At 43.3% G+C, this 12,645-nt stretch carries 12 protein-coding genes and 1 other RNA gene; 8 read left to right on the forward strand and 5 right to left on the reverse strand.

Annotated elements, in window-relative coordinates; translation table 11 throughout:
• Positions 1-115: IS3 family transposase (locus ACERC8_RS08830; RefSeq protein ID WP_373659537.1), on the forward strand; the 115-nt coding region annotated here is incomplete at its 5' end.
• Between the two features lie 98 nt (positions 116-213).
• On the opposite strand, the gene yaaA is transcribed toward ACERC8_RS08830, so the two are convergent.
• From yaaA to ACERC8_RS08855, 5 genes are all read right to left on the reverse strand, one after another.
• Positions 214-927: a peroxide stress protein YaaA gene (gene yaaA, locus ACERC8_RS08835; RefSeq protein WP_373659525.1), complete on the reverse strand. Its 714-nt coding sequence runs from the start codon at positions 925-927 to the stop codon at positions 214-216.
• 641 nt (positions 928-1,568) lie between these two features.
• Positions 1,569-1,762, reverse strand: a non-coding RNA gene (gene ssrS, locus ACERC8_RS08840) — 6S RNA.
• A gap of 58 nt (positions 1,763-1,820) precedes the next feature.
• Positions 1,821-3,092, reverse strand: a complete 1,272-nt coding sequence (locus tag ACERC8_RS08845; RefSeq protein WP_373659526.1) for a replication-associated recombination protein A — start codon at positions 3,090-3,092, stop codon at positions 1,821-1,823.
• A gap of 12 nt (positions 3,093-3,104) precedes the next feature.
• A complete protein-coding gene (locus ACERC8_RS08850; RefSeq protein ID WP_373659527.1) occupies positions 3,105-3,935 on the reverse strand; it encodes a GIY-YIG nuclease family protein in 831 nt (276 codons plus the stop codon).
• A gap of 66 nt (positions 3,936-4,001) precedes the next feature.
• Entirely contained in the window at positions 4,002-4,781 is a 780-nt protein-coding gene (locus ACERC8_RS08855; protein WP_373659528.1) for a hypothetical protein, read from the reverse strand.
• 274 nt (positions 4,782-5,055) lie between these two features.
• Between ACERC8_RS08855 and ACERC8_RS08860 the strand changes: the two genes are divergently transcribed.
• From ACERC8_RS08860 to ACERC8_RS08890, 7 genes are all read left to right on the forward strand, one after another.
• On the forward strand, positions 5,056-5,520 hold the full coding sequence (locus ACERC8_RS08860) for a DUF3013 family protein (RefSeq protein ID WP_373659529.1): 465 nt from the start codon (positions 5,056-5,058) through the stop codon (positions 5,518-5,520).
• Between the two features lie 24 nt (positions 5,521-5,544).
• Positions 5,545-8,307, forward strand: coding sequence for an SIR2 family protein (locus tag ACERC8_RS08865; protein ID WP_373659531.1), 2,763 nt, complete (start codon positions 5,545-5,547; stop codon positions 8,305-8,307).
• Between the two features lie 15 nt (positions 8,308-8,322).
• Positions 8,323-9,276, forward strand: a complete 954-nt coding sequence (gene prmA / locus ACERC8_RS08870) for a 50S ribosomal protein L11 methyltransferase (protein ID WP_373659532.1) — start codon at positions 8,323-8,325, stop codon at positions 9,274-9,276.
• Positions 9,277-10,029 (forward strand): 16S rRNA (uracil(1498)-N(3))-methyltransferase, encoded by a 753-nt coding sequence (locus ACERC8_RS08875; RefSeq protein WP_373659533.1) that lies wholly within the window; start codon positions 9,277-9,279, stop codon positions 10,027-10,029. It begins immediately after the preceding gene.
• Positions 10,030-10,758: a metallophosphoesterase gene (locus ACERC8_RS08880; protein WP_373659534.1), complete on the forward strand. Its 729-nt coding sequence runs from the start codon at positions 10,030-10,032 to the stop codon at positions 10,756-10,758.
• A gap of 258 nt (positions 10,759-11,016) precedes the next feature.
• Positions 11,017-11,328 (forward strand): PadR family transcriptional regulator, encoded by a 312-nt coding sequence (locus ACERC8_RS08885; protein ID WP_026216674.1) that lies wholly within the window; start codon positions 11,017-11,019, stop codon positions 11,326-11,328.
• A 3-nt stretch (positions 11,329-11,331) separates the two neighbouring features.
• Entirely contained in the window at positions 11,332-12,447 is a 1,116-nt protein-coding gene (locus ACERC8_RS08890) for a DUF4097 family beta strand repeat-containing protein (RefSeq protein ID WP_373659535.1), read from the forward strand.
• The last annotated feature ends 198 nt before the right edge of the window (positions 12,448-12,645 follow it).

Here is a 12,645-nt window from a genome sequence, read left to right on the forward strand (position 1 = left end):
AGAACAACTGGAACAAGCAATTAGCGATTATATTTTTTACTACAATAACAAACGAATCAAAACAAAATTAAAAGGACCTAGTCCTGTGCAATACAGAATTAAATCCTTTCAATAATATTTCTTGTCCAACTTTTGGGGGTCAGTACATATAAACAGTTGGGAAGCGGGCTTTAAAAGACAGTTAGCTAACTGATTAGCGTGGTTTTTTCATGTTTAGTCCACTTTTCTCACAAAAACGAGCTGTTGAGGACTGGAAAGTTCTTCTCTATAGTTGAACTGTTCGAAGCTTAGCTGTTTCAGTTGCTCAAGGGTGTTGACGTTTTTTTGTTGAGCTTGCTTGAGGAGCAGACCCCGTCCTTTTTTGGAAATGGTAGAATGCGTTTTGAGCTGTCCAGCTTTTTCCTCATGGAAGAGCACTCTGACAAAACGCTCTTGAACAGTCGGTGAAAAGACTGTTTCAAACTCGCTTGAGAGGAGAGAAATCAAGAGATATTCGCCGCTGACAGCTTGGTCATAGAGTGGGCGCCAATAGGTTTTGAGGGAGTGACCGTCAATCTTGAGGTGCTGTTGGAAATCTAATCGATGCTCTGCGATGGGGAAAGTCGCCCCAATAACCCCATAGAGAGCGCTGGTGATAAGGACATGTTCTGCTAGGTAGTCAAGGTTCTCGCGATCAATTTGGCGGTACATGAGGCCGTTGAAAAGCTGAATGGCTGGATAGGACGATGCGGTGCCAGCTAGTAGGTCCTGCCAACGTTGCCATTCTTTTTGGGCAGCAGTAGGGGTGATCTTGTAGAGGGCGCTTAACTGTTCAACAGTTTTTTGCTTCATTTGTTCAATAATCGCCTTGGTCTGAGGCAGCAAGGCCTGAGGTAAGGCTGTGTTTGGGGTCACCATTTCTTTGGCGGTAGGAATCAAAAATTTCATGTGTTTATTGTAAACAGAAAGTTTTCCTCTGTCAAGCGAGGTTTTCCACAACATTGTGGAAAACTATGTGAATCATGTGGAAAAGAAGAACTCAAATCAGCGTGAGAATTCCAGAGATTTATGGGAAAAAATAATGAGTTATCCACAAGCTGTGGATAACATGAAGGGAGAGAAGAGAGAGAGCGAGTTGACTGGTGGATGCAAGGCTTTCTTGTCTGTCTTTGATGTCCTTAACTGTAAAATGACATAGAAAGTGGTCAAAAAGCTGTCCTGCATCAGCGCTTATTGAATAATGAACTGACCTTTTCACAACTTCAACCTTTAATGGAGGTGAAGAGGCGATCTTTCATACTAGAAAATGAATACTAGCTGAAGGGATGGCTGATTGAGGTGATAGATTGAGGGAGCGCTATTTACCACAGCTATCAGGTCTATTTAACGGTTGTCACTCAGGATTTCTGATTATCAGAGCTCTAGCAACTGGGTTCATAAGCACGACAGTGCCCATTAACTTGTAAAAGGGAACTCTGGAACTGGCTCAGCCGATAAGAATGGCTTTCCAAAGATGTGTCTCGTTCACTAGACGATAATAAAAAGGAGAGACTAGGACTTCTGTCCCAGCCTCCATCTGAAATCAAAAAGAAAAAGCTGTATTGGTACCGGTGATTCACGTTTTGTATTGAACCCGCGCAATAAAAGCAGGTGGGCGACGCGTGTTTGACTGAGTTGCTTCTGGGTGAGCCAGCTTGCATACCGTCAAACATCCTTGTCTCCCGAAAAATACAAAAAATAGTCGGTCAACACTTAGATGTGAATTCGTATACCACAGCAATCTTTATAAGTCTATGATACCACAAATTAGGCAGATGTCAAGTCTTTTTTTGCAACCGTTATCAACTTTTTTTTAGCTTATCAATAGCGTCCTTGGTCGCAGCCAGGGCTCGCTCGTACTTGCCGGTTTGGTTTGGGGTAAAATAGCTGGCGCTTTTGAGCTTGTCTGGGAGATACTGTTGGTTGACCCATTTTTCTGGGTAGGCGTGGGGGTAGAGGTAGCCCTGAGCGTGACCGAGTTCTTTGCTGCCAGTGTAGTGCCCATCGCGCAAGTGTTTTGGAATGGGCAGGTGTCCATTGGTCTTGAGGTCGGCGATGGCAGCGTCTATAGCTAGGTAGGCAGAGTTGGACTTGGGAGACAGGGCTAGGTCGATGACGACATTGGCAATTAAGATGCGAGCCTCGGGGAAGCCGATTTTCTGGGCGGCTTCAAGGGCAGTCACGGTGTGAACTTGAGCGTCTGGATTGGCTAGTCCAATGTCCTCATAGGCGATGACGGTCAGGCGTCTGGCAAGGCTGGGCAGATCCCATGCCTCAATCAGGCGGGCGGCGTAGTGGAGGCTGGCATCCACATCACTGCCTCGGATGGATTTTTGCAGGGCGGAGAGGACATCGTAATGCCCATCGCCGTCCTTTTCCATGGTGATGTAGGAGCGTTGTAGGCTGTTTTCCATGATGTCAAGGGTGATATGTCGGACACCCTTGTCGTCTGGCTGGGTGGACAGCACTGCCAGTTCCAGAGAGTTGTAGGCTGATCGCAAGTCACCGTTGGTGCTGGTCGCGATAAAATCAACTGCCTGCTCTGCTATGGTCACCGGAAACGCAAAGCCCCGCTCAGGGTCATCCACTGCACGGCGGATAGCGGTCTTGATTTGGTCCATCGTCAGGGGCTCCAGCGCAAAAATCTGGACGCGGCTGCGAATGGCGGGCGTGACGGAGAAAAAGGGGTTCTCGGTGGTGGCGCCAATCATGATGATGTCCCCACTCTCAAGGAGCGGCAGGAGAAAGTCCTGCTTGGTCTTGTCAAGGCGGTGAATCTCATCAAGCAGCAGGACTAGACCACCTGAAAATTTAGCCTTTTCAGCGATTTCTTGGAGGCGTTTTTTACTGTCGGTGGTGGCATTGAAGGTGCGAAAGGCGTACTTGGTCGTGCCTGCGATGGCGGAGGCGATAGAGGTCTTGCCAATACCAGGTGGACCGTAGAGAATCATGGAGGAGAGAAGCTCGGCTTCAACCATGCGACGGATGATTTTGCCAGTGCCTACTAAGTGTTCCTGACCGATGACCTCGTCAATGGTGCGTGGCCGCATGCGGATAGCGAGATTGTGGGGCATGGGAAGTCCTTTCTAGTCCCAGTCGATGGTGATTTTTAGGTCAATCTGGTCAGCGAATCGTTGGAGTACGCGTTTTTTATTAGGAGTAGAGAGATTTCGGTAGACATGGATATGGGGCGTGACAGGAGAGGTATTCCGGATTCCTGATTTATCAAATTTTTCGACGGTTCCCAGTAAAAATCGTCCATTTGGCTCGCCTTTGATGACTAGCTCTAAGACTTTCTCAGAATAGACTGGGGATTTGACAAGATGTTTGAAAAAATTGACATAGCAGGCTGTTGGATTTTTCCCCGAAATGATAGTACCATCATCTAGGGTAATGGTGTAGCCTTGATGATGGAGATGATCTTCTGTTGCTGTTTCGTTTGTTGAGAGCTCAAAGAGTGGAATATTGGCGACCTCTTCCAAGACATTTTGGGTAATATGCCAGATGTTATCGGCACGAATCTTGCTGATTTTATCAATCCAAGAAGAATTTCCTTGTGTAGCATTTTCTAGCTCAAATCCTGCTTCTCGAAACTCTTTGATAATTAGAGCCTCCAGATAATCCAGTTGAGATTTGTCCAAATGCCCATCTTCTCGACCAAAAAAGATGACTTGGTTCCACCAATTTTTTTCCTTATCATGTTGGTGGAGACGAGTATACACGGATGTAGCTGCTTGTCCAATGTAGCGTTTATTTTCGCCAATGAGGATGTAAATACCAGCTTTTTGTGCTTCGGGTAATTGTTTGAGGGCGTTGAGGTCTGAGCGATGTGCTGCAGTTACGACGCTAGGTTCCTTGGTATAGACGGTGATGTTGTCCCGACCGTTGTCTTCTGCGATGATCGTGTGTTGTACCATAGCTTTCTCCTTATCTTTCCCCCTATTATACCAAAAAACACTGCTAGAAGCAGTGCTTTTACTTGTTTAGTTGTACTGAATGGTCACGGTGTCTTCGGCGTCTTCCATCAGCTGTCGTGAGGTTTCCAACTCCTGCAGTTGTTGCAGCTCTTGCTCTGAGAAATAGCTGGTATTGAGATAGTGTAAGAAGGGCGATAGGGATAAGATGGCTTTGTCAAGTAGGAGATCATGTCCCTCAACTGTAAAAGAAATGGTTGACCAATCGTCTGTCTCAAACTGTGCCAATAAATCCGTACGTGCGGCTTTGGCTTGCGGTTCTTCGGATTTGTAGAGCAGGTTGTCTAACTGCTGTCTGAACCCAGCTTTGTCCTTGATGAGGTCGTTGAGGGTAAAGGGTGATCCATCTGATTTAGCGTAGAACTGCTTGACGGTTTGTTCGTCTGAAAGCTGAACGTCTAGTCCTTTGGTGCGATAGATACGTTGAATCAAATCATAGGCAAGGACGTTTTCCAGCTTTGACTTGCTTGTTTGAGGGTAGATGACCAGCCATTCTTGGTTTATCAGAGATTGCTTTTGTGGTTTTATGTTGTCGATATAGGAATCGACCTGCTGGCGAATGCTGCTTGTCTCATCAGATTGACTGAAAAAGATAAGCTCACTCTCAAAAGCCTGTGTTGCTTGCTGACCAATGGCACTGATGGTTGGAATATCTGTGATAATTTCCATGTTTAGCTCTTTAAACTCCTTGTTAAAGCGCTGCTGTTGCCAGTGACGTCCTCCAAAAAGTGCAAGCCCAGATAGGGCAAGAACGAGTAGTAGACCAATGATAAAACGGTATTTTTTCATTCTGTGCACCTCCTTTCACTATTCATTATAGCATATCCAAGTTTTTTTGCAAACGCTATCTTTTTTGCTGTGTTGCTGAACAATTAGCGGGTGCTAGAGAGCTCAATAAATGGTATAATAGAGAGGATAGGAGGAGTAGGTAGGCCTTATTCGCTACGCGGTTGTATCATTGCGGTCAATGCCCTCCATTTGTCAGCTGAAAGACGAATGTGCTAGCTTAATTACCAGTACAAGAAGAATGTAACCCCATTTTTAACCGAAAAAGGAGCAAAACATGAGCAAATACGGATTTTTGAGCGTTTTAGAGGAAGAGCTGGACAAGCATTTTTCCTATGATTTTGCCATCGACTGGGACAAGAAAAATCATGCGGTCGAGGTCAGCTTTGTCCTTGAAGCGGGACTGCCCGAGGGCGTTTCTTTGGAACATAGCGGAGCAGATGATGAGGGAATGGCTCTGGAAGAGTTTGTCCTCTTCTACCACCCAGACAAGTCTAGCTTTGACCCAGAGGACTATCTGGTCGCTTTGCCTTTTGACCCGAAAAAAGGCATGTCACGACAGTTTTTGACCCACTTTTCCCAGTTCCTCCAAGCCACTGCCGACCAAGGCATGGACGACCTATTGGACTTCCTTGCCGATGACACCGCTGATGAATTTGCCATGGTGTGGAATGCGGAGGAGTTTGAACAAGGCAGAGTGGAGTTGCAGGAGACAGAATGGTATGGTTATCCGAGGTATTGAGACTTTTTTGAAAGCAGGAGCGAAATGGAAGAAAAAGATATTTTAGCCATTAAACAACTAAAAAATGCAATAAGCGACGATTCTTTAATAATGTTTGTGGGGGCAGGGATTTCAGCTAATTCTAATTTGCCCACTTGGAAAGAATTAATTGATGAACTTTCTGGCGAATTAGGTATTGACCCCCAGGAATCAAAAGATTTTTTAAGAGTAGCACAATATTACTATGATACTTTTGGTCAAAATCAATACATAAAAAAGATTGAAGAAATTTTTAAAACAAACAATACTTTTTCTCCAAACGAGTTACATCATTTAATTGAAAAAATTTCTCCAAAGCATATTATCACTACCAATTATGATTCTTTACTCGAACAACAATTTGAACATGGATTGTTAAAGTATAGTGTTGTGGCTGAAGATAAAGATATTCCGTATTCTCGTTCTGAAAAGTATTTGATCAAAATGCATGGGGATTTTAGGAAAAAAAATATTGTCTTAAAGGAAGACGATTACCTAGATTATCAAGTTAATTTTCCAATGACTTCAACATTGGTTCAATCAGTCATTATGAATCATACATTGTTATTTGTTGGCTATTCTTTAGGAGATTCTACCTTTAATTCGATTTTTAGGTTGATACAAAACAATTTTAACTCGGATGCTAAAAGAGCTTATTTTTATACTCCTAACGCCCCGTCAGATATTATTAGAGACTATTATAAGAAAAAAGGTATTGTTGTTGTATCGAATCCAAATGATATTGTAACTAATACTGAAACAACCGATAATAACAAAAGTGAAGCTCTGTTTTTGAAAACTAAGTCTTTTTTGGAAGCGCTTATTAAATCAAAGTATTCAGAAGTAGAAAGTGCAGATGATTTATGGAAGCAACTTTCTTTTTTGGACAGACTAAATTTTATTGATTCGAGAGATATTTCTAAGTATTCTGGCTTGAAGAGTCGGGCAATAAATTTTAATGGGTCATATAGGTGGTATAACAAAGAGTATTTCAATATTAATGGTCATAGTTATCTTGAAGGTTTAATAAAATCGAAATCTTTATTAAATGGCTTTTTTGATTTAGAGAGAGTAGATTCTAAAAATTTAAGGGTTAATACCCACCTTGAACCTGCCTATAAATTGTATAAATCAAAAGAGTATTCTTTAGCTAAAGCTAAATTTAGAGAGCTGGCAAACGATGCTTATCGAGATAAAGACTATTTTACGTTTTTATTGTGTGAATTTAATTTTAAACATATACATCATATATTTTCAGAAGATGATAAAAACTACCAGAGCTCTGTTTTTGATAAGGATTTAAATGAACTAACTCAGCAAATGATAGATTCTTCGTCAGGAGATGATAAGAAAATTTTTGAATATTTCCGAGACGTCATTTTGAATATGAGTTTTTTGGATAAAAAGCTAGAGATAATTAATGATTTATTTGATAAAGTAAGACATGAACACACACTATACCGAACAGGTGGTTCTTCATATAATAGTCACCTATGGAATGCAGAATTTGAAATTAAAAATTTACAGTATTTCTTAGATTTGAATTGTATATGTGTTAAACAATATAAGCCGTATAAAGCTATAATTAATCGTTATTTTGAAATACTATTACTTAGTTATGACAATTCTTATATTGATAATGAACCTGATAGCTATTTGAAGAATGGTGATGTATCATCTTTGATTGGCGAATTGGGGTTAGAGGATCTTAAAATTATTCTGCCTAATATCGACTTTGAAATATTGAAGATGTATTTAAGTAACTATTCGTTTAAAGCTATAAAAATAACCGATGAGGCGACACAATATATCTTCAATAGAATTAAGGAACTACAGCTAATAGAACGCCTAGATAATCTTGATAGCTACAATGAATATAAACAGTTTCTTAAGTTTCTTCCATTTATTGAATATACTAGCATAGCTGATGTGATTGATATTCTAGACAAACAAGCTCTATATTTTGATTTATCTGCCGAAATAAAAGATATCATCAAAGTTATAATTAACAACAAAATTTTGTTAAACAGTAACTTAAAACAAAGATTGGTAAGAATTGTTAACAGACATATTAATGACATCATTGACAAGAATTTACAATTATATAAAGAAAAGTTTTGGCTGTATTCAAAACTGTTAGATGTTTGTTCAATTGCGGAAGAAAGTGATCTTCTTCATGTAGAGAGGCTAGAAAATGATATATTAAAAATCAAATATAGCGATGATGATGTATATGAGATAATGAAGTATTGTGATTTGTTTGTCTCTCTCTTTCCCTATCTCCGAAAAGCACATCAGGAATATGTTCGGGAGTTGTTTTCAAAATATGATGAATTTGGGATAAGAGAGGGAGATTATTATTCGGTTATTCAATGCATGCTTGTGGACGTTTACGACTTCCCTAAATATCAAGGGATTATATATAATCATCTTGTAGAAATCATTAATAAAGAAGATAGTGAGATTGTTTATTTTCCGGATCCTGTAAAAACAGCTTTATCAAATTTATTTAATTTGATAAATAAGGGATATTTTAAGGAGAGTGAAGTAACAAAGGATATTACTAAAAATATAAAAGGTATTTTTCCAGAAGTAGATTGGGTATGGTTTAATGACCGAAGTGAATCGGTTATGGAGCGCATGCTACGTTCTAGAACTCGAACTAGTATCAAGATTTTTTTTGCTAAAACCAATAAGGACAAAGAAATGATAGATAATTTCATCTTAAAGCTATTTGATGAAGAAAAAATAATATTCCACCAAAAATAATAGGAGGTATTCCACATGACCACATGGAACGAAGTAACGCTCACGGTAGACCGTGAGGCGCAGGAGGCTGTCAGCAATCTTTTGGTGGAGCTGGGCAGTCAGGGAGTGATGATTGAAGACAGCAGGGACTATCTGGATAAGGAAGACCTCTTTGGTGAAATCATCCCAGAGGTGGCACAGGATGACCGTGTGACCATCACAGGCTACTATCCTGACACGCAGGACTTGGCTGCTATTAAGACCAGCATCCAGACAGGGTTAGCAGAGATGGTGGCGGCTGGGCTTGAGCTCGGCGAAACAACTCTTGCTAGTAGCGAACTTGCCGAGGAAGACTGGGCGGACAACTGGAAAAAATACTACGAGCCGACCCGTATTACCCACGATTTGACCATTGTGCCCAGCTGGACAGACTATGAGCCGACCGCTGGAGAGAAGGTGATCCGTCTCGACCCTGGGATGGCCTTTGGGACAGGGACCCACCCGACCACCAAGATGAGCCTCTTTGCCCTATCGCAGGTCTTGCGCGGAGGTGAGACCGTCCTTGATGTCGGCACAGGCTCAGGGGTGCTCTCTATCGCCAGCTCGCTCTTGGGCGCTAAGGAGATTTTTGCCTATGACTTGGACGAGGTGGCGGTGCGCGTAGCAGAGGAAAATATCCAGCTCAATGCGACCACGACCAACATTACCGTCAGCACGGGAGACCTGCTCCGAGGGGTGACGCAGGAGGCTGATGTCATCGTGGCCAATATTTTGGCGGACATCCTGATCCATCTGACTGTCGATGCCTATCGTCTGGTCAAGGATGAGGGCTACTTAATCATGAGTGGTATCATCGCTGACAAGTGGGAAATGGTGCGTGACAGTGCGGAGAGCGTAGGCTTTTTCCTCGAGACCCAGCTCATTCAAGGCGAGTGGAACGCCTGCATTTTCAAAAAAACCGCCGATCGCTCAGGCGTAGTGGGAGGCTAGATGCAGCAGTATTTTGTACATGGCAGAGCGCCGCAGGAGGGGCTGGTGACCATCATGGAAAAGGAGACCGCCAAGCACATGTTTTCCGTCATGCGCTTGCAGTCAGACGATGAGGTGGTGCTGGTCTTTGACGATGCCATCAAGCGCCGTGCCAAGGTCATCAGCAAAGAGGATCAGACCTTTGAGCTGGTCGAAGACTTGGCAGATATGGTCGAACTTCCAGTCTCTGTCACCGTTGCGGTTGGTTTTCCCAAGGGAGATAAGCTGGAGTTTCTGGCTCAGAAAGTCACCGAGCTAGGTGCTAGCCAGCTTCAAGCCTTTCCTGCTGACTGGTCTGTCGTCAAATGGGACAGTAAAAAACTTGCCAAAAAAGCTGAAAAACTGGAAAAGATTGCCCTCGGAGCTGCTGAGCAATCCAAACGCAATCGTATCCCAGCAGTCCAACTCTTTGAAACCAAGACCGCCTTTCTCCAGCAACTAACAAATTTTGACCACGTTCTCATCGCCTACGAAGAAGCCGCCAAGCAGGGCGAGACCAGCCAGCTTGTCCAAGCCCTAAGCAAGATGCAAACAGGCGACAAGCTCCTCTTTGTTTTCGGACCAGAGGGTGGGATTTCCCCAGCCGAAATCGACCAGCTGACCGCTCTAGGCGCAAAAACGGTTGGTCTTGGTCCTCGTATCCTCCGAGCTGAAACCGCTCCGCTTTATGCTTTGTCAGTAGTGAGTTATGCCGTTGAGTTAAAAGGAGAGTAGATGACAAACCAACTGTTCGCCATTGGCGATGTACACGGAAAATATAGCTTATTGCACGACTTGTTGCAAAAATGGGACAAAACGACCCAGCAGCTGGTCTTTATAGGTGATCTCATTGACCGAGGAGAAGACAGCAAGTCCTGTCTGGAGCTGGTCTGTCGGTTGGTGCGTGAGGAGGGGGCAGTCTGTCTCATGGGCAATCATGAGTGGATGTTTCTACGTTACCTAGATGACCCGACAGAGCGGTATGACCACTACCAGCGCAATGGTGGAGATACGACCATCAATTCGCTCTTGGGACGACCGCTGGATGCGCAGGTGGATCCTGTGTCGGATGCGGTAGCGATCGTAGGACAGTATGCTGAGATGGTGGACCAGATTCGGCAGTTTCCCTATCTGTATGAGACGCAGGAGTATCTCTTTGTGCATGCGGGGATCGATTTGAGTTTGCCTGATGTGCGTGAGACAGCCGATTATGACAAGGTCTGGCTGCGCCAACCTTTTCACGAGGGGCAAAACCAGACAGGGAAGCGGATTGTCTTTGGGCATACACCGACCAAATACCTTTTTGATCGTCAGGACTACCTTGACCAAATCTGGACAACAGAAGATGGCAAGATTGGCATTGACGGTGGCGCCGTATATGGCGGTGTCCTCCATGGTGTTGTCTTGGATAAGGAAGGTATCCGTAGGGTTTATTCAGCAGGGGAATCTATTCGTGTTGATTGAACTTTCTGCCGTTAATGTGCTGAAGGGGAAAAGAGTTGTCATATTGATAAAGATAATAAGGATCACGTCTCCGCCACACTGTTGTGGGAGTAGAGATGTGGTCTTTTTTTGATTTCCCAAATCAGTTTACTCACAACTAATAGTTCATGTGCAGAAAAGTTAAATTTTTGCTTGACAAGTTCACGGAATCAGTTTATAATCAAAATATACTTAAAAAAAGCATATATAATTTTTAAAGACATGGAGGTCGAAATGGTCTTGCATTTTCCGATTCCTTCGCCACTTATCGAGTTTTTAGTGCTCGGCATTGTCGCGAAGGAACCCTCGTATGGTTATGAAATTAACCAGCGACTCAAGCAACTGACGCCTATCAAGGAGTCTACTCTCTACCCCATTTTGAAGAAAATGGAACTCAATGCCTATCTGGAGACCTACACGGAGTCCCATCAAGGTCGGCAACGAAAATACTATCGACGCACACCGACAGGTGTGGAACGCTTTGCTTTTTTGGAAGCAGAATGGGAACGGTACAGTCACAGCATCGAAGCAATGGCTAAAGGAAGGAGTTAGGTGATGACAAAAGAGATGTTTTTAGCCCAATTAGCAACTGAGCTAAGCAGTTTGAGTGAGGCGCAACGCCAGGAAATTCTAGGTTATTTTGAGGAATATTTATCTGATTTAGCTGATAACAAGGAAGCCTTGGCTGAGTTAGGAGAACCCAGTTTGGTGGCACAAGAGCTATTGGTTGGTCTAAAAGAGCAGGAGATTCTTTTTCAAGTGCCGCAAGAAATGTCCTCATCTTCTGGTGTGCCAGCTGTTGACAGGATTTCATTGTCTCTGCTGGACTTGGATATCAAACTCATGACGGATGCGGTGGAACAAATCACGCTCAAAATTCCTGAATCATTAAGGTCAGTTATTGAAGTCACAGAAGAAGCCCAGCATGTTTCACTGAGACAGACTGAACCATTGCAAGAACGCTTCAGATTTCATGGGTCATTCGGTCACCATTTCTTTTCCAATGAGGAAATCAGGCTGATTTTGCCAGCTGCTAACTATCAAGACATCCAGTTAAATAGCCAATTAGGGGACATTCGAGTGGAACAGATTTTTTCTGAACACTTGTCTGTGACGGCGCAAAACGGTGATGTCCTGCTTAAGTCTTGCCAGTTAGGAGAGGCTAGTCTGTCTATAAAAAATGGCGATTTGGACCTTTCTCAAACGAGTGGCAACCAGCTGGATGTGCTGTTGCAAAATGGGGATTTGGCAATAGATACCGGGCAATTTGACCAGATTAGCGTTGAAGCTAAAAATGGTGATGTGTCTCTGAAAACTAGTCAACTCAAAAATATCCTAGCTACTCTAACCAATGGCGATTTAGCCTGTGAGACGGTAAGGCTTGAACGCCTGATTGCCAAAGGGCAACGTGGGGATTTTGAGCTACATCAGGTTGATTTTTCAAAAGAAATCGTTGTAGAAACTCAGGCAGGGGATGTTGAGATGACATTGACCACCAATGACAAAGACGACATTTATCTGGATGTTGAGACGGCTTTTGGTGAGTACAAGGTGGATACGCTTGAGGGTCGTGTGACAGGTAGTAACGGATGCCTAGAGTTAGGAGATTCAGCATCTCTACGTCAGATTAGGGCAAAGAGTATGTTTGGTGATGTTGAGATTCGTCGCTAGAGACGGTGGCGGGGTCGGCCAGTAATCGGAGTATTAATAGCGTACCGACATTGTTAAAAGGGATAGCCTTTTGATGGTCAGCCATCTTAAAATCTGTTATAATGAAAGTGCTATCCATTATTTTCTAACAAGGAGAATGCCATGAAATACATCGTCAATACGTCCAATGACCCTGCCTACAACATCGCTCTGGAGAGC

Source organism: Streptococcus sp. E29BA, from assembly GCF_041807805.1.
Lineage (GTDB): Bacteria > Bacillota > Bacilli > Lactobacillales > Streptococcaceae > Streptococcus > Streptococcus entericus.